Source organism: Ferroplasma sp., assembly GCF_031200575.1.
In the GTDB taxonomy this organism is placed as follows: Archaea; Thermoplasmatota; Thermoplasmata; order Thermoplasmatales; family Thermoplasmataceae; genus Ferroplasma.
Genome location: NZ_CP133597.1, coordinates 1,458,305 through 1,477,682, shown reverse-complemented (window position 1 = coordinate 1,477,682; position 19,378 = coordinate 1,458,305). Strand labels below are relative to the sequence as shown.

Genomic DNA, 19,378 nt, shown 5'->3' with positions numbered 1-19,378 from the left:
CATATAATTCGAAATTCGAACGCCACGAAAAAACGAATGGTGACAAAAATTAAAATATAATCCAGCTATTAAGTGTTACGTGATAGAAGAGGAGGCTTTTCGTCCTGAAAAGGAATATAAACACCTTGGTTATAATCAGTTATCATTGAGACATGCAGTGTCACAGGCAATTGGCCTGAATGCACCTGGAGGGACGATCGTCCTCTATGTTGCCGGCACGGCAGCCCTGTTGACATTTACATTTTCAAAATATCCTGACGGTGCTTTTTCTATTCCACTTATACTGTTGATGGCTCTTATTGTTTATTCCATGATGAGCTATTCATCATATGAATTCTCAAAATACCTTTCCAGTTCCGGCGGATACTATACATTTGTGGCCAATGGCCTGGGACGCGGGGCAGGGCTTACAACTGCCCTTTCGTATATAAGTTACCAGATTCTGAGCTTTACCGGTTTCGGCATCCTTGGATTCATTGGATTTGCCTATGCAATTCTGCCCAGTATCGGAATTACCGTGCCATACGTGAATATTTTGTGGATTCCTGTTACCGTTGCATTCATTTTATTTGTAAGCATCCTGATTTATAAGGGCATAAAGCCTTCCCTGAAATATGTCTCATATGCGATACTCATTGAGGTAATATTTTTCATTTCATCATCAATTTATCTTATAGGTGTGAACCATGCTTCTTTATCAATTAAGCCCTTCACTGCAATACCTGTGGGCGGAAATTTTTTCATTCTAGTAGCCATGATGGTTTATGCAATAGGGTCCTTCGTTGGCGTTGGGGGCTCAATACCAATTGCTGAGGAAACCAAGAACCCTAAAAAAAACGTTCCCAGGTCCATAATTGCCAGCATTTTAATACTGGGAATAACCATAATACTGGCATCATATGCCGAGGTCATATCATGGGGATATGTAAATATGTCCAGTTTCGGTACCGGGTCGGGCATCGGTGCCTACCCTGTTCTTTCAATTTATAAGGACGGATTCGCCGGGCTCGGCGTAATACCGTTTGTCGTTCTTCTCATTATAGTAATAAACTCATTTTTCACTGCAACTGTTTCCCTGGGAACAAATGCTTCACGTGTTATTTTCTCACTGTCAAGGGAAGGTGTAATACCTGAAAAGCTGTCAAGGACCAATTTAAAAGGGGTTCCAGTTTATGCAATTATTTTCATTACAGCTGTCTCCATTGCAATTGTACTCACCACGGGCATATCCTTTGAACTGCTGTATCCCGGAAAAATTATAGATGCCCTTCTGTATTCCTCTGTATTTCTCCTGGTGCTGGAATCGCCCATATCATATATTGTCCATATACTGACAAACACATCACTTCATATGTATCTGAAAAAAAGGGGCATGAAAACACATGTATTCAGGCATATAATCATACCGGGAATATCCAGCATCACTCTTGTAGGGGCAATAATTGCAGCTGTTTATTTTGACCTCAGCGCCCCATATATATACGGCGTCTACGGTTCCCTTGTCTGGGTGGTTGTCATAGCAATTACAGTTGCTGTAATGTATACAAAATACAGGAAAAATCTGGATAATCTCGGGGATTTCTCCCTCTGATTACACAATATTATTTATTTCCTCAAGCGACCTCTTCCGGATTGTGCCCAGGTCTTCATTAACAATTGCCTTTCCATTTTCCATATAGTTGACAAGGAGATTTTCCATGATATTTCCACAGGAGCACTTTGGAGCATCAGATGATGCCTGGACCATCACCTCATGGCATTCCCGGCACCTGAATACATTTTTTATTCCTGAAAACTTTCCCCGCTTGGTTATATCCCTGCCATCTATGTTTACAATATCCATCCCGAAATCAACAGGCTTTGCAGATGATATTGATGTTCCTATGCCGAATGATTCAACACCTGCATCGATTAATTCAGGTATGTCCTCCAGCTTTATGCCACCTGATACCATTATTTTCACATTTCTATGGTTTCTGATGTCAAGCTCCCATCTTATTTCCCTGATAAGGTTTGGGAAATTGCCCCTACGTGAGGATGGGGTATCAAGCCTGATATAATCTATATCAGGGAACTCCTCTGCAGCCTTTATGGCAGCAAACTTCTCATCCATGTACGTATCAATCAGGAATACCCTGAAATCAGAGTTTTCATACTGCACCTTCCATGCATCATGGTCTCCCAGTATGAGCGACAGTGCATGTGGCATTGTGCCCGATGGCCTGATTCCAAGCACCTTCGAGCTGAATACACCTGAAACCCCTGATGCACCTCCAATGTAGGAGGACCTGTCAATCATGGCGGATATTGCAGGATGCATTCTCCTTATTCCGAATGATATGAATGGTATATTCCCAAGGGCTTTTTTTATCAATGAAGAGTATGAGGAAATGCCGGAAGCCTGGCAGAGGAATCCCAGAAGTGGCGTCTCAAGCTCGGCAAAGTCAAGGTACCTTCCCTGGATCCTGACGAAGGGCACAGGTATGCCATTTACATCCCTGGGTTGAATTACGGTGCCCTCAGGTATTGCATCCACCCTTACACCCCTTGACTTCAGTAGGGAAATGACGTCATTCAGACCGGTGAAGTTAATAAAATTATACACAGATGACTGTGTTGTAACCTCCATGGTAACAGTTGGGTTTGAATGCATCAGTTCAAGGTATTCCTTTGTTTTCTCAAAATATACATCGGTAACCTCCCCGCTCATTATGTCAGAATCGTTAGCCATTACGAATTTATTCATTTTTAAGTACCTCTTCTTTCAGGTTCTGTGAATTTATAGCCTTATATCCATAATTTATTTTAATGTTGTTCAGGGAAGAGACCTGCCTGGAGCTGTCTATGCACGCGCATAAATCTGAAACAACCTCCACATCATAATATCTGTAAAATGCACCGGCACAGGTATGCTCAACGCAGATATCGGTTGAAATGCCGAATATATATATTTTCTGAATTTCGAGGGCCCTCAGGAGTGAATCAAGGTCCGTATCATAAAATGCATTAAAATGCCTTTTAGTTACTGTATAGTCCGGGATCCCTCCCAGCTCCTGCACAATTTCAGAACCCCATGTCCCGTGCAGTGCATGTTCGCCCCATACCCTGAATTCAGGGTCATTTTTAATGTGGTCATCTCTTGCGAATATCACCGGTATTTTTCCCTTCAGGCCATTTAACAGGGTTTCTGCATTTTTTACTGCCGCCACGGCTATGGCATTCCCGAATTTTCCTGTAACAAAGTCATTGATCATATCAACAACCAGGATGCATGATCTGTTCTGATCCATAACATGGAATAAATAATATATATTAATCCTTTATGAACTGCGAATATAAGATAATTTAAAGTTCAATGCACTCAGGAACGTGACCAATAGGTAGTTTTGTCACCATTATCCTCGATATAGATATTATTTTCCTGAAGCTTTTGCCTTATATAATCCGAGATCTGGTAGTTTTTTTCCTTTCTTGCAATATTTCTCACGTCCAGTGCCATTTTGATTATTTTATCAGCATCCGTGTTTGAGCTGTACAGAATGCAAAGGAATGAATCCACGTATTCAAGAACATTTGTGGCCTCTACAGCTGATTCACTGCCCATATTATCCAGATTTTTATTGAGATCGGAAACAAATGAAAGAAGCTCCCTGATAAGGGAACGTGTATCGAAATTCCTATCCATAATTTCATTCAGTTTGTGAATTATTTCCTTGCTCTTGACCTCATAAACTCCAGATGTTTTTCCTATATCCTTGAGTTTCCTGTACAGTATATTTATTTTTTCTACTGAATTCCTGGATTCTTCCATGAGCTGCTCTGAGTAGTCTATTACCGTATTGTAGTTTGAGTTCACCATGGCGAGTCTGAGAACCTCTGGCCTGTATCTCTCAAGAACATCTGCGGTTTTTATGAAATTTTTCAGGGATTTTGACATTTTTTCACTGTTTATGTTTACCATTCCCGTATGTATCCAGTAGTGTGCCAGATACTTCTCACCGCTGATGGATCTCATCTGTGCAATTTCAGCCTCATGATGCGGGAATATAAGGTCACTGCCGCCACCATGGATATCATATTTTGTTCCGAAATACGCCTCAGTGATTGCCGTGTCCTCTATGTGCCATCCAGGCCTTCCCCTTCCCCATGGAGATTCCCAGTAAGGCTCTCCCGGCTTCATCTTTTTCCACAGGGCGAAATCCTCAGGATATTCCTTTTCCTCATTAATTGTGCCCCTGGCATTTGCCCTTATCTCATCCATATTCTGGCCTGATAGTTTTCCATAGTCACTGAATTTTCTTACTTTGAAATAGACACCATCGGCAGTTTCGTAGGCATATCCTGCCTCCATAATCCTTTTAATCTGGCCTATTATTTCATCTATGTAGAGGCTTGCCCTTGCATAATAATTTATGCTGTCTATTCGCAGGGACTTCATTACAGATAGGTACTTCCTGAAATAATAATCTGATATGTCGCTGTATTTCTTTCCCTCCTCATTTGCCCTTTTGATAATTTTGTCATCAATATCTGTAATATTCTGAAGATAAAATACAGAATACCCTCTGGCCCTGAGGTATTTAACCATGACATCAAAGAATATGTTGGTTCTTGCATGGCCTATATGCGAATCATCATACACTGTCGGCCCGCATACAAACATATGTACCCTTCCCGGATGTTCTGGAACGAATTCCTGATCCTCCCCACCAAATGTATTGTGAATTATCATCCAGGTCATATCATTGTATAATAAATAAATTTAATCTAGCGAGAATTTATTCATGTTTCACGAGGCTTTATATTTTCTCTTTTAAAGCCTTCCATTTGCTGTACTCCCCCATAATTATTCCAGAAGCATCTCCATCACCCTCTTTTTCCAGCATTTCGGACCTCAGTTCTTCAACGGACCTGGACATTGATTTCAGAGCTTCCCTGTTTGAAGCAATTTGCTTAATAATCGAAACGTAATTTTTACCGCCATCAATAATAAATGCATCCTTTATGTTATATTCAGAAAATCCCCTGGCCCCTATTTCTGTTGTAATAATAGGTATGCCATGCATTATGTAGTCTACCATTTTTACATTTCTACCTCCACCCTCAAATACTGGATTCAGGGCCAGAAAGCTGGACGACAGGATTTTATTCTTTTCAGCCTCATCAATCATTCCATGGAATTTTACATTGCCAGGGACATGGGGAAATCTGTGCAGGTTTACGTTTCCAATTATGCTGAACTGGAATTCAGAAAGCTCCCTGGCTATGGACAGTATAAAATTAACAGCCTCTATGTTTGGGCCGTAGATAGAACCTATAAAGACAATGTTCCTTGAATTTTCTCCATTCCATTGAAACACCCTGTTTCCCAGTATATGTGTTGCAAGATAGATGTTTTTTGCATTGAAGGTTTTAGTAAAGTAATCCATATCCCTTGGGGATACTGTTAGAATTAAATCAGAAGAATTTACAATGTCTTTTTCAAGGTTTAGTGTATATTCGTAATATTTGTTATTTTTTCTTAGGAGAGACTCTGCATTATGGGCATCGTATACTATAAATTTTCCTTTTAGGGAATCCTTAAAGAGCGAATACTGCCATGGGCCTTCCAGTACAACTATATCCGATTTAGATATTATTGATTTTACAGATTCTATGTACCTTCCCCTGACAAACTGGCCTCTGGATAAAGCGATTTCAAGATACCTGTTGCCCTTTACAATTGCATAAAGGGTGGTGAGTATTGACCTGTACTCTTTTACGTTATCTTTAATATTATCCTTTATTATCATTCCCCCTGTGGATACGATGGTTGTGTTATAACCTTTTAAAAGATTGTTTGCCCTGAGGGCATATGCTGAAATATACGGAGGGTAAATTTTTCCATGGCATATCTGAACCATAACAGGGTTATTCATGTTTCTGTATATCGTGGATGTTATAAAACTTAACAGTAATGTGCCTTTGCAACTCCACTTTATTACAAAAACAATACTGAGAATAGTATTTATTGATAAATAATATGAATTTTAAATTTGTTTAACTGTTTTAGCATACTGTAAAATTATACCATTAAATTTTGGTTAAAACAAAATTTCGATAACTTAAACCGGCATTATCGGATTTTTTAGGCTACGCATATTAATTATAGGAACAACTATAGGTAAAAACGGGAATTTCGTCTAACATTATAACTTTCCTGGATAGCATAAAATAAGAAATTACAATGAAAAGCCTTTATATATAGAATGTGGAATATCACAGATTTATTTTCTGTATAGCAAAGTTTAAATATATTTATAAATTGTCTAATTAATGAAAAATAGTTTGAAGGTAGTAATAGTAGTTATAGTGGCTATTATTCTGATCGGAACCGCATTTTTGGTGTTATACCATCCGACAGAACAGTTCACTGATACAGCTCAGACGGCAGCCCCGGAGCAATTGGATCCGGCAACAGGTTTCTTTACAACTAATGGACCTCTATTCTCAGCGGTGTTTAATACTTTAGTTGAGTTCAACGGAAGCTCAACAAGCGTTGTCCCTGTTTTAGCCAACCATGTTTATAATCCAAATGACAAAAACTATACTTTTGACATAAGGTCGTATGCAAACTTCAGCAATGGACAGCAGTTGAATGCATCCTCAGTATGGTTCTCATTTGAAAGGGGAATAATAATGGGCTAGGGCCCTTATGCATCTGATTACTCTGGGATACTGTTCAATGGGACATGCTATGCAAACACAAGCATAGGAATAGCCCTTCCCAATGGAACAATACCTGCACTGGAATCAGCAGGCTATAAAATAACAGGCAATATGTCCCAGCAGTACAAGACAGCAGCCATGGACCTTGACAATATACTATCACATTTCAATTACAATGCAACTGAAATGAAGGTAATGTCATATCCGGGGCAGGCACTTGTTGTCAACTCAAAGGACAATGTATCAATAAACACCATGGTTCCATATGCTTACCTCCTGCAGGATATAGCAGGATGGTGGGGAGACATAGTGGAACCCAGCTACGTGGATGCACACGGCGGGGTTACATACAATACTACAAACTCATACCTTGATGCAAACGGCGTAATAGGTTCCGGGCCATATATAATATCCAGCGTTGGAAAAGGTTTCTCAACCATAGTGCTGAAGGCAAACCCCAACTACTGGGTAGATGGCCATAACAGCAGCGTTCCTGCAATAGCACAGCCTGCACACATAAAGACAGTGGTAATAAAGTACGGACTATCTCATGCTGACAGGCTGGAAGACTTCGACAGGGGGATATCACAGATATCCACAATAGCCCCAACATCGTTCAAGCAGATGATAGATGGTTACCACATAGCAGCTGACAGGAATAGCTCACTCGTGAAGTCATATAAAACAGTAGGAAACTTCTACATATCAATGAACGTGCATGATGCATATACAAATAACACCCATTTCAGGGAGGCACTGTATGATGCACTGAACTATTCGGCTGAGCTTGCCGTATATGACAATAACTATAACGGCACACCAGAGGCTTATGAGGAGCTTGGCCCATTATCACCAGTATATGGAACAGCATATTATAATCCAAATCATTATCCACTACCAACACAGAATTTAACAGCGGCTGTACAGAACTTGACATTGGCAGGAAATGAAATGCATTTCTATGTTAAACTACCCAACGGCACGAAAATAGGTGATACATCAGGTACGGCTCTTACACACACATTCCACTTAACTGGTATATCGCCTTTCAATACTGTAGAGACATCCGAACTGACTATTGCAGTTGATTCTTTTGCGAAAATAGGTTTAGCGTTTACAACAACAGGTGTGACTGAATCAACTGTAAGTGGATGGACAAACGCATCAGCAACGCCTCATTTTGTAGACCTTGGTTGGTTACCTGATTATCCAGACCCAATAGGACAACAGTTAATACCTGTATATGATACAGCTGACGGAGGAGCATTTGGAGGTAATGATGCATGGGTAAACAATACAACATTAAATCACATATTTACCTATCTTGATTTCGTAAATACAACAGTACAGCAACATGATATGTACAATGTTCAGAATTTAACATACGATCAGTACGCATATATGTGGGTCCCAATGCCCAACGATGTATTCTTTGTAGCTCCAGATGTACATGGATTTGTATTCAACTCCATAACCTCATCATACTTCTACAATATGATGACCGTTAGCGGAAAGCTTACCAGCTCTGTGGGCTTTATGAGCATATACACACTGGTGGCAAACATAGAGATGGCCATAACCGATATGGCTCCCAAATTTTAATTTTTATTTTTAAAATATTTTAAATAGTATTATTCAAATTTTTATAGATAGATTTATTTTGATTATAACTTTATGCAGAGTATGACTTTATCATCAAATTATCCAGAACTGTCCCCTAAATATGATTTTTACTCTGATATACCAGTAACATATTTAGCTAAAAAATACGGAACGCCGATGATTGCTTATAGCATGAAAAGATTGCAGGATAATATATCAAGATTGAAATATGCCTTCTTAAATTCCCAGATTAAAATTCATTACGCAGTAAAGGCAAATTACAATCCATACATAGTTTCCAGAATAATTAAAAATAGCGTGGGGATAGATGCGGCAAACCTAAATGAGGCAAAACTTGCTATTCAGCTAGGGTCTCATGCATCAGACATTATAGCCACGCCCAACAATCTCTCCGGAAGAGAACTTCTGGAGCTATCAAAATTAAATATAGCCATAAACTTCGACCACGAGGGGCAAATGCAGCTCATAAAGGATAGCCTGCCTGAAACTGTTTCCTTCAGGATAAATCCCGGCATTGGCATGGGAGAATTTGCCGGAATTACAACAGCAGGACATAATGTAAAATTTGGAATTTCTCCGGAAGATGCAATTAAGGCATATGCATCTGCAAGAAAATACGGTGCGAAAAGATTCGGCATTCATATGATGACAGGATCCAATGTCCTTGACCCTGAATTTTTTAAGGAATCCACCGAAAGATTTTTTTCAATTGCAACGAAGATATCAGATTCCCTTGGAATTGAATTTTCCTTTCTCGACATAGGGGGTGGATTCGGCGTACCATATAATTTGTATACTGAACCCCTGGATATTGATAAAACTGCCGGTTACATAAAAGATAATTTCTTAAAATACAGGAATAGAGGATATTTTAAGGGTTCCGACCTTATAATTGAACCAGGGAGGTACATAATCTCTGATGCGGCCATACTCATTTCTGAAATAACATCTATGAAAAACTCTGATCACAGAATCATTGGCCTGGATACAGGCATGAACACAATGATCAGGATACCGCTATACGGGGCCCATCATGAGATTAAGATATCCGGATACAGTGATCAGGATTACAATACCATATTCGATGTTGTGGGACAGGTATGTGAGAACACAGATTATCTTACACATGATATTTTACTTCCAGAGGCACATATAGGTGACCTGGCAATAATACTAAATGCCGGTGCCTACGTCTCTTCTATGGCATCCAACTACAACCTTCTGGGCAGCCCAGCAGAGGTTGCCATAGAGCGAGGGAAGGATAAACTCATAAGAAAACACAGCACGCTGGACACCATGCTCCATGGATTCCTGATGTAAACATCAATGCAGTTTACATTTTAATTCGTATTTCGTATAAACACATTTATATACGTATAATTTAATTAAGGTCAAAATGAATAATTCAGAGGTTTCCAATAGCAATGCAAATCAGAAATTGAAGAAATCATTATCCTCTGTGGATATATTTCTTATCAGCTTCAGTGGAATGGTGGGGTCCGGGTGGCTTCTCGGGGTTCTGGCCGGCCCAGCATATGCAGGGCCTGGAGCCATACTCACATGGGTTGTTGCAGGTGTATTTTTCATTATACTTGCACTGGTATTCAGCGAGCTGGGCACACTTTTCCCATACAGTGGCTCGCTGGTACGTTTCAATGAGTTTTCCCACGGCCCGGTCAGCAATTTCTACCTTGGATGGGCTTATATGATCGGGGCAATAGCAACACCACCGGTTGAGGCAGCTGCACTGACAGGGTTCCTGAGCAGCTATATACCGGGAATATACAATTCAACCATATCACTCCTGACACCAGCAGGCGTTGGCCTCGCACTGGCCCTCCTTGCCATATTTATTATAATCCAGTACGTAGGTGTCAATATATTCGGAAAATCCAACGCTATCATGACATGGTTTAAGATGGCAGCAATTATCCTTACAATAATATTCGTATTTGCCTTCATATTCCACGCAAAGAACTTCTTTGCACTGCCTCACGGATTCCTTCCGTATGGTTCATCCTCCATATTCGCTGCTATGGTGCCTGCAGGCGTAATATTCTCATATGAGGGTTTCAGGCAGGGGCTTGATTATGCAGGAGAAACCAAAAATCCCAAAAGGTCTGTGCCCCTTGGCATGATAGGAGCCATGCTTGCGGCCATGGCAACGTACATACTGCTTCAGATAGCCTTTATAGGTGCCATAAACTGGAAAGCCGCAGGAGTTCCTGTTGGCGACTGGAGCGCCCTTCTTTCCTCAACATGGTCTGCAAACCCATTTTATTATGCGTTCAATTCAACCAATGTTTATCTCCTTGTGGGATTTTCTATATTCCTGATTATAGTTGCGGTAATATCATCTGCAGCAACCCTGGGGGTTTATGTAGGTTCATCGGCAAGGTCCCTTTTCGGCATGGCCAGGATGAACTATATACCTGATTTCTTCGGAAGGATACATCCCCGGTTCAGGACACCATGGATATCCCTGGTGGTAACCTTCATAATAGGTGCAATGTTCCTGCTTCCATTCCCCAGCTGGTATGCCCTTGTTGGAATAAACTCATCGTTCACTGTATTTGCATATCTGGCTGCGGGAATTACAAATACCTCACTGAGAAAGACGGCGCCTGATATGGAGAGGCCTTATAAAACGCCATTTCTCACAGTAATGGCCCCCCTGGGATTTGTTATTGCCTCTTTGCTGGTATACTTCTCAGGATGGAGCATAGTCTCCCTTCTTCTTTTAATAGTGGATGGGGGATTTCCCATATTCATCCTGAGCAACTATGGCAGGAAAACATTCGGGATTTCACTTAAAACAGCATCTCTTTTCTCACTGGTATACTGGATAATCTTCATACTCATAGGCATTGTATATGCACTTTCCCTCCTTCCATTCTTTGAGTACTTCGCTGTATTTTCTGCTGTAATTATAGTTACTCCACTTGTGCTGTACAGGTTATCAGGCGGGAAAGCATTGCTGCATTTAAGGGCCTCAATATGGGTTGTGGTATACAGCATCCTGCTGGGCACAATGTCCTATTACGGCTCCCTTGGAATAAATATAATACCCTATCCCTACGATTATATCATATTTGCAATAATGAGCCTTGCAATATATTTCATTGCAATAAATACCGGATACCACACCGATAAGCTGAAGGAGTACCAGGCAACAGGTGGGGTTACCGACGAATAAATTTTCTTTAATAATTTATTATTATTTTGATGTGATTTATATATATTTAGGGAAAAAGCAACATTTATAAGCATTTTATTCTTATATTTTTATGGAATTTCTGGATTTTTACCGTGAATTTATAAATTCTGACACAGCCGTGAAAAATCAGATGCTGGGCAACCTGAAAACCATGGAAGGAAGCACTGACATAAATTTTGTTACAGATGTTTTTGAGCAGCTTTTCGCTAAACTGGAGAAAGATGCAGTTATATATGTAAACACCACCACAGGAATGGAGAAAAGAATTTCCTACAGGGAATTCGTAAAGAATTATAATAAATTCATTAACTTTCTTCGGTCTAATGGAATAAAGAAAGGCTCTAACATATACATAATGGCAGGGCCTGTACCGGAACAGTGGACTGTCATGATGGATGCATTGAAGGCAGGCTATACTGTTATACCTACCGCACCGAACCTGACTGAGTATGAACTGAATTTCCGTTTCTCACAGGACCCTCCGGATGTAATAATCTCAGATGAGAACAGTGCCTCAAAGCTGGAAAAGTCACTTAAGGGGAAACCACTCCTCATTATTGTAGGGCATAGAAAGGGGTGGAATAGCTTTGAAGATGTTGATAAAATGCCACCGGATGCTGAGGGAGAAAGGCTTTCCACTGAAGACATATTCGTAAAATATTTCACCTCCGGTACTACTGGAATGCCCAAGGCAGTAAGGCACAGTGCGATATTGTATCCACTGGGGCAGCTGAGCACCCTAACAGCTATCGGAATAAAAAGCGATTACATACACTGCAATCTCAGTTCCCCTGGATGGGCAAAATTTGCCTGGAGTTCATTCTTTGCGCCGCTATGCGCCGGTGCAACAGTGCTTTCCATAGATTATTCAGGGAGGCTGGATTCAGCCGCATATCTGAGGCTCATATACAAATACAATGTAAACTCCTTCTGTGCACCTCCCACAGCATGGAGGCAGTTCCTTTCCCTAAAGGACGTAGATGTCTCACTGGGCAATCTCAGGGAGACTGTCAGTGCAGGAGAACCATTAAATGGGGAGATCATCAACAGATGGAAGAATCGATACGGAACCTTAATAAGGGATTTCTACGGGCAGAGCGAATCTACCGCAATGCTGGCAAACCTCTCAGGAAATAAATTAATTCCCGGTTCCATGGGGCTTCCACTTGGCTCCTATAACATAGCCCTGGTTGACGATGAAATGAATGAAATAACTGAACCGGATACCATAGGCAACATGGCAGTGAAAGATTACAGGGGCACATTCGGTCTTTTCCTGGGCTACTCAGACAGCGATAAAAACAGCCAGGTATTTATTAATAATTATTACCTCACTGGTGACCGGGCCTACAGGGATGCCCAGGGCTATTATTACTTTGTGAGCAGATCGGATGATGTCATAAAAACCTCCGATTACCGTGTTGGCCCATTTGAGGTTGAAAGTGCCATAATAAAAAATGAAGCTGTTCTTGAATCTGCTGTCATAGGTGTCCCTGACCCGATGAAATATGAAAAAATAAAAGCCTTCATTGTCCTGAAAGAGGGATACAACCCGGATATTGAAACAGCAAAATACATACATGAAACTGTAAAATCATTCCTGCCATACTATAAACAGCCAAGGATCATAGAATTTACTGAGGAACTTCCCAAAACAATCAGTGGAAAGATAAAGCGCCATGAGCTCAGGGAAATAGAGCAGGAAAGAAGGAATAACAATGTGGCAGTGGATCATGAGTTCAGGCTTTGAAAAGGTACTCAATGGAAAATAGAATGACAATGAAGAACAGTGATTTGTTTTACAACATGGATGAGATTATTGAATCAACATTCCTCATGCATGAAATGGATTCTGATACTTTAAGGGAGTTCCCGCTTCAGAGGGAGTTTACAGTATATTTATCCAATGGAAATCCTGTCAACCTTATAATTCTCTACAATCCTGATAATAAAAGGAGAAATTCATAGCATCAGACTATCTTTCAGGTAAAGAAATGATAAATGCATGGAGCATAAGATGGTCAATAGAAAACTTTCATATGGATTCAAAGGCTTTATGTTTGGGAGAGTACCAGGTACGGGATAGTGAATTGTCGCTTATACACGCGAGGATCACTAGGTGGCCTATACCCTCCTGTCCATTATGACCAGACCATCAGGGAAACTGTTTGGAAGGATTTTAAAGACAATAGGTGAATGTTTCAGGGCTATAAAGGAGATTCTAATTCTAAAAAATAACTATAAATCGAAGTTATTTTCAGGATAAATGTATTTTATCCCGAATTGAGTTCCTTGTATAATGATTTTAACCATAACTCCATTATGGCCATGATCAGGGAGTACTGTGAGTTCCTTGTGGTTTAATCCACTATAAATAGTCTGTATTTACCCTTTTCATATTCATGTATGCTGATATGATATATTGTGTTTAATACACTGATAATAAGCAAGACTGCTAAGAATATGGAAGGATATAACAGGTCAGGAGAGAATATATGATATATATTGGAATAGACATAGCCAAGAGAAAGTTTGATTACTGCATTATAGACAGTGATTTAAACAGGATAAGGTCTGGCATTATATCAAACAACAGTAATGGCTTTAATGAGATGTTAAACATTATAGGAAACTATGGCAATGCAAGGATAGGAATGGAATCAACTAACATATACCATTTAAATTTATACAAGCTTTTTAATTGGCCATAACTTTAATCCTTTGCTGTTAAACTCAATAGAGACAAAAATAATAAAGAAATCAAGAATAAGGAAGAACAAGACCGATAAAATAGATTCAGAAGCTATAGCAAGGTATCCTATAATATCAGGGAATAATACTGTTAATATGTTTAATTATCCTGAATTAAAGGAATATGCAAATACATATTTCAGGATAAATAAGAAGATAACAGCAGTTAAGAATGCCTTAATCAGGGATTTAGATTTACTGTATCCGGGAATGCCATCAATAATAGATATAAATGCAAAGTACCTTAATGAAATAATAAGCAATATTGATAATATAAAGAATGGCAATTATAAAATAAAGTACATAGATACAGGAAAGAATGCAATACTGAGCATATCAGGCAATAACAGCAATGCAGTAAAAATATGATATAAAAATAAATATTGATGCAATTGCATTATTGAACAAACAGTTGAATGAAACATTAGCAATAATGGAAGGTATATACAATAATATAGATTCAAAGATAAAGACAATGTCTGGAATAGGAATAATAACAGGTTCAGTTATTTTATCAAATATAGGTGATATAAACGTTTGATAGTGTGGTAAAATTAAGGGCATATACAGGAGTGGTCCCTGTAACTAAACAATCAGGCAGATATAATACATCATCACACATATCTAAGAGTGGCAATTCTATAATAAGGCATACATTATACCTTTCAACTATATCAGCAATAAGGTTTAATCCTGTTGTCAAGAGGTATTATTGCCGTAAAAAGGAAGCAGGAATGAGTGGAAACGAACTAATAATATCCTGTTCCAATAAATTATTGAATATCATATATTCCGTATTGAAGAACAATCAGGAATTTAAGGATCCTGAAGCAAGAAATTAAAACTTCTATAATAATCTATTCGTGATTTGCAATAGCATTAGCTTAAGCTATGGCAATAAAGTAAAATAAATAGAAAATAGTAAAATTAATATGATATACTCTTTAAAGACCACTTAAATATAGATAGAAATGCTCAACCCAGGGTGAAGTTAAACAATAAGAAATTAAAATACATAATAAATCAGAAAAAGAAAGGAGTATCATCTGCTGAATTAGCAGCAATATACAGGGTAAGTACAGGATATATCAATAAGATCTATTACAATTACATCAACTACGGTAAAACAGAGTTATACAGTCCTGGAAGGAAGACAAAGGTTATAGATGAATATACTGAGGAACTCATAATAGGTATAAGAAATACCCATCCACTGTCAGGGCCTATGGCAATAGAGAACTGCCTTATGGAATCAGGAATTAAAGTATCCCACAATATTATATACAGGGTATTGTTGAAATATAATATGGTAGACCAGAGTATTAACAGGAAAAAGCAGAGGAAGTATGTAAAGCATGAGAGGAAGCACAGCAATACACTGTGGCATATTGACTGGTCTAATTACAGTGATAAAGAGAGGCTAATCATCATAGAGGATGATGCTTCAAGGTTCATAGTGGGATTTAGAATATATGAAGAGGAAACAATAGGCAATACAGTAGAAACACTGGTGCATGCAATAGGGTTATACGGTAAATCATTAGAAATATTAACAGACCATGGTACACAGTTCTTTTCAAATGGAAAGAATGGTATACATGGAGACCATAATAAGTTCCAGGAATACCTTGATAATAACAATATAAAGCATATATTAGGAAGGGTGGATCATCCACAGACCAATGGGAAGTTAGAGAGGTTGAATGGTACAGTAAAGCCATTGAAGCCATACTTCTCCACCTGGGAGGAGGTAATATATTACTATAATTATAGGAGAAGGCATATGTCATTATCCATAGATGGAAGGCCGGTTGTAACACCTGCCATGGCATATGAAGAAAAGGGAGGTAAGTTAAATGTTAAGGAACAATAGATATATATGGGAACTAATTACAGGATAAATGCAAAAGCATTATAATTAGTACAACTTAGATGGGTTAAAGTTTTATCAATAGCATTTACTTGTCCAAATTAAGTTTTGTGTATGTCTTAATTTCCTCCAGCGCAAGTTCAATGCCTTTTTCTAACTGTGGGTCCTTATTTTTAAGGAAATCCTGTGGCATATACTCAACATTTATATCAGGATCGGTTCCATAGTTTTCCAGGCCATATTTAACGTCGGAGAACCACGTTGCAAACTGTGGCTGTGTTACAATCGTTCCGTCTAGCAGCTTAATTTTAGGATTTATTCCGACAACCCCGCCCCATGTTCTGGTGCCTATAACTTTACCAAGATGCATGAGTTTGAATACATGAGTTCCTATGTCGCCATCGGACCCAGCGTATTCATTTGTGAGTGCAACCAGTGGTCCATCAACCGAATCAACAGGATAGGGTGTAATAATCCCACGCCTTGGCACGTCATATCCTATTCTTCTTCTGGCAATTTTTTCCAAGAGGAGCTGTGAAACAAAGCCACCACCATTGAATCTTAAGTCAACAATTAATGCTTCTCTGTTGGATTCACGGTCGTAAAGCCGGAAAAATTCGTTATAACCATTCATACCCATATCAGGAATATGTATGTAGCCCACCTTCTCCCCTGTAATTCTATGCACATATTCTCTATTAGTTTCAACGAAATTGCGGTATCTCAAATATTTTTCATCACTCAGGGTTTTTACAAAATAACTTTTTATGTTATTATTTCTCTGAATTTCTATCCTTATAATTTCCTCTGAATGGTTTAATAATGCCCTGTCAGGATTATAATCCTCGTTCAGTTCTATACCATTTATGGATTTTAAAATATCATTTTCTTTAATATCAGTATAAAGCAACGGGGATTTCTCATTTTCATTAGATAAATCACCACTATATATTTTCTTTATTATATACTTTCCACCCTCGTAGGTGTAATCTATGCCAAGTTTCCCTATTGTTTTTGATTCAACTTCAGATAAATCTCCTCCGATCTCATAGGAATGGGAAGTGCCATATTCGCCCTGCATTTCACGCAAAATATCTGAAAGTTCAAATCTGCAGCTCACCTTATCTAGGAGTTTTTTATATTTAATATAAGGTTCATCGCCCATCATTCTGAGCTTTTCCTTACTCCAGAAATTTTCATTTATGAGTTTATAAGCATCGTATAGCATATTCTTCCACTCTTCCTTGGGGTTAACTGTCAGCTTCAGCCTATCTATATTTATGTCCTCATCCTTTTTCGTGCTTATTTCTCTTTTTAGAAATTTATTCCCTGGTTTTCTAATCATAAGATATTTACCATTTCCAGAGACGCAGAAGCTAACAGTACCCTCCTCATATGATTCGGCTTTATTGGTTTTAAAGCTGAACAACTGTAATTGCCCAGATTTTTCTCCATTGTTGAATAAATAACTTTTCATGGCTCCTTCAACAGGCATATGAAGTAAAAGTACACCACCATCAACAGGGTAAATATCAACATAATCCATAGCTTCCACAGGAAATACCTGGCTAAATCTAACTATATCATTAAGTAAATATTTATCTTCCACTTTTTTGGCAAGATCTTCTGGGATATCTGAAAAAATCGGCATGCTGTTTCCTTTCAACGATAATGCATATGGTTTTGTTATAGCAGGGTATCCTAAGTTAAAAACAAGCTGATCCATGACAGGATCAAGTGATCTCTTTGATAGGTAATACAAATAATTATCGTCCATGCTAAAAACCGGCTTGAAGTCTACCGAACCTGATGTGGTACATCTGTATAACTTTTTATCTACACTGTCATATATTTTTATATAACTGCTACCATTGTATCCGAAATAAGCCGATTCCGGGAACGAATATGCCAGAAGCCTTGAATCGTTGGACCATGAACAATCAACCAAGGTATCAGATTGGCTTTCATCGATTTTTTCTATTTTGTCGTTATCCAGAGCCAATATAAATAACTCAAATCTGTTGTTAGAAATTGCAATTTTTTTGCCATCTGGAGAGACTTTCATATTTACAACAATTCCTTTATCAAAATTGAAGCTCTTTATGATTTCATTGTTTAAACCGTATATTAAAATCAAATTCTCATTTTCAGAGTATCTGTAAATGATTAAGTCATTTCTTGATATTTTTGCTATCTGGTTTTTCAAAGGGCTTACAGTTACTATCGGACCGCCTTTTATACCGGTATAGATAACCTGGCCACGTGCTGTTAAAGCCATCATTTCACCGGAATAATTCAAATCATATCCTGTTAAATAGTCTACAGCTTTTAACATCCTCATCTCAGTATTGACCGAAGGTATATTTATTTCAATATTGAGTTCTGATACATTACCATCACGTATTAAAAACAATGAACCGGCTTTCTGAAAAATTATGCTTTTCCCATCAGAATTTGCATTTCTAACATAGTAATCTCCGAAATCAGTTATTTTTATCAGTTTTCCTTCGGTTGACATGGAATAGATATTTCCTGATCCCTCGTGATCAGAAATAAAACATAATTTATCATTGTATATCATAGGTGAATTTACGTTGGATTCTAGGTCAACTAATATTTTGAAATTCCCTTTTTTCCCGGAAAGTATCTTCCCACGTGTGCCTCCTCTATAATGCTTCCAATGTGGCATATCTATTGTATTCCTGCCTAGAAATATATTGTCATCGTTGTATATGATGTTCAGAGCAGGTCCCAAATTCAACGCATATAAATTACCGTTTTCCACTCTATAAAGCATGGGAGTTCCGAAAGGATAATAGGCATCTGTAGATACAATTAATTTATTCTCATCGTCAAAACCAGCAATAGATGTGTACATTCTCCTACTCACGCTTTTGCCGAAAACATATGTAATTCGTCTAAGTTTCCCAGAATCAAGTTCAACTGAATATATATCGGAATTATCAGCTGATTTTCCAGTCATCAACCTAAAGTACACTAATTTTTTATCGGGGCTGATCCTTGGAAATGTGACTATACCTAGATTATTTGTCAGTCTTTCAGGTACTTTCGTTGTCAGATTATAAGACCAAAGATCGTTATCATTCACAAAGACTATCATATCATCCTTAATGTCAGGATACATTAGATATCTGTACATTCTTATGTATTTGTAATAAATATATAAAATGATACGGCTGGCACAATTT

Annotated in this window: 17 protein-coding genes; 12 read left to right on the top strand and 5 right to left on the bottom strand. The window is 38.5% G+C overall.

Features of this window, described 5'->3' with window-relative positions; all coding sequences use genetic code 11:
- The first annotated feature begins 79 nt into the window (after nucleotides 1–79).
- Complete coding sequence (locus tag RE471_RS07845) at nucleotides 80–1,591, top strand: APC family permease (RefSeq protein ID WP_309214291.1); 1,512 nt, start codon at nucleotides 80–82, stop codon at nucleotides 1,589–1,591.
- On the opposite strand, the gene RE471_RS07840 is transcribed toward RE471_RS07845, so the two are convergent.
- From RE471_RS07840 to RE471_RS07825, 4 genes are all read right to left on the bottom strand, one after another.
- Nucleotides 1,592–2,746, bottom strand: a complete 1,155-nt coding sequence (locus tag RE471_RS07840) for a nicotinate phosphoribosyltransferase (protein ID WP_309214290.1) — start codon at nucleotides 2,744–2,746, stop codon at nucleotides 1,592–1,594.
- Nucleotides 2,739–3,290, bottom strand: coding sequence for an isochorismatase family cysteine hydrolase (locus tag RE471_RS07835; protein WP_309214289.1), 552 nt, complete (start codon nucleotides 3,288–3,290; stop codon nucleotides 2,739–2,741). Before RE471_RS07835 ends, RE471_RS07840 begins: the two co-directional genes overlap by 8 nt.
- 71 nt (nucleotides 3,291–3,361) lie before the next feature.
- On the bottom strand, nucleotides 3,362–4,732 hold the full coding sequence (gene cysS, locus RE471_RS07830; RefSeq protein ID WP_309214288.1) for a cysteine--tRNA ligase: 1,371 nt from the start codon (nucleotides 4,730–4,732) through the stop codon (nucleotides 3,362–3,364).
- A gap of 67 nt (nucleotides 4,733–4,799) precedes the next feature.
- Nucleotides 4,800–5,918 carry a glycosyltransferase gene (locus tag RE471_RS07825; protein ID WP_309214287.1) on the bottom strand — a complete coding sequence of 373 codons (1,119 nt, stop codon included), beginning with the start codon at nucleotides 5,916–5,918 and terminating at the stop codon, nucleotides 4,800–4,802.
- Nucleotides 5,919–6,315: 397 nt separating this feature from the next.
- Between RE471_RS07825 and RE471_RS07820 the strand changes: the two genes are divergently transcribed.
- From RE471_RS07820 to RE471_RS07770, 11 genes are all read left to right on the top strand, one after another.
- Nucleotides 6,316–6,687 (top strand): ABC transporter substrate-binding protein, encoded by a 372-nt coding sequence (locus RE471_RS07820; RefSeq protein ID WP_309214286.1) that lies wholly within the window; start codon nucleotides 6,316–6,318, stop codon nucleotides 6,685–6,687.
- Nucleotides 6,688–6,819: 132 nt separating this feature from the next.
- Entirely contained in the window at nucleotides 6,820–8,310 is a 1,491-nt protein-coding gene (locus RE471_RS07815; RefSeq protein WP_309214285.1) for an ABC transporter substrate-binding protein, read from the top strand.
- A gap of 72 nt (nucleotides 8,311–8,382) precedes the next feature.
- The gene (gene lysA / locus RE471_RS07810; RefSeq protein WP_309214284.1) at nucleotides 8,383–9,651 is read left to right on the top strand and encodes a diaminopimelate decarboxylase; all 1,269 of its coding nucleotides are present in this window, start codon (nucleotides 8,383–8,385) and stop codon (nucleotides 9,649–9,651) included.
- A 76-nt stretch (nucleotides 9,652–9,727) separates the two neighbouring features.
- The gene (locus RE471_RS07805) at nucleotides 9,728–11,527 is read left to right on the top strand and encodes an amino acid permease (RefSeq protein ID WP_309214282.1); all 1,800 of its coding nucleotides are present in this window, start codon (nucleotides 9,728–9,730) and stop codon (nucleotides 11,525–11,527) included.
- A 91-nt stretch (nucleotides 11,528–11,618) separates the two neighbouring features.
- The gene (locus RE471_RS07800) at nucleotides 11,619–13,298 is read left to right on the top strand and encodes an AMP-binding protein (protein WP_309214281.1); all 1,680 of its coding nucleotides are present in this window, start codon (nucleotides 11,619–11,621) and stop codon (nucleotides 13,296–13,298) included.
- An 11-nt stretch (nucleotides 13,299–13,309) separates the two neighbouring features.
- Complete coding sequence (locus tag RE471_RS07795; RefSeq protein WP_309214280.1) at nucleotides 13,310–13,516, top strand: hypothetical protein; 207 nt, start codon at nucleotides 13,310–13,312, stop codon at nucleotides 13,514–13,516.
- 527 nt (nucleotides 13,517–14,043) lie between these two features.
- The gene (locus tag RE471_RS07790) at nucleotides 14,044–14,259 is read left to right on the top strand and encodes a transposase (protein ID WP_309214279.1); all 216 of its coding nucleotides are present in this window, start codon (nucleotides 14,044–14,046) and stop codon (nucleotides 14,257–14,259) included.
- 10 nt (nucleotides 14,260–14,269) lie between these two features.
- Nucleotides 14,270–14,668: a transposase gene (locus RE471_RS07785; RefSeq protein ID WP_309214278.1), complete on the top strand. Its 399-nt coding sequence runs from the start codon at nucleotides 14,270–14,272 to the stop codon at nucleotides 14,666–14,668.
- 43 nt (nucleotides 14,669–14,711) lie between these two features.
- On the top strand, nucleotides 14,712–14,840 hold the full coding sequence (locus tag RE471_RS07780) for a hypothetical protein (protein ID WP_309214277.1): 129 nt from the start codon (nucleotides 14,712–14,714) through the stop codon (nucleotides 14,838–14,840).
- Nucleotides 14,841–14,844: 4 nt separating this feature from the next.
- Entirely contained in the window at nucleotides 14,845–15,141 is a 297-nt protein-coding gene (locus RE471_RS07775) for a transposase (RefSeq protein WP_309214276.1), read from the top strand.
- Nucleotides 15,142–15,284: 143 nt separating this feature from the next.
- Nucleotides 15,285–16,172 carry a DDE-type integrase/transposase/recombinase gene (locus RE471_RS07770; protein WP_309214275.1) on the top strand — a complete coding sequence of 296 codons (888 nt, stop codon included), beginning with the start codon at nucleotides 15,285–15,287 and terminating at the stop codon, nucleotides 16,170–16,172.
- A gap of 85 nt (nucleotides 16,173–16,257) precedes the next feature.
- Here RE471_RS07770 and RE471_RS07765 read toward each other — a convergent pair whose 3' ends face one another.
- Nucleotides 16,258–19,329 carry a S41 family peptidase gene (locus tag RE471_RS07765; RefSeq protein ID WP_309214274.1) on the bottom strand — a complete coding sequence of 1,024 codons (3,072 nt, stop codon included), beginning with the start codon at nucleotides 19,327–19,329 and terminating at the stop codon, nucleotides 16,258–16,260.
- Between the last annotated feature and the right edge of the window lie 49 nt (nucleotides 19,330–19,378).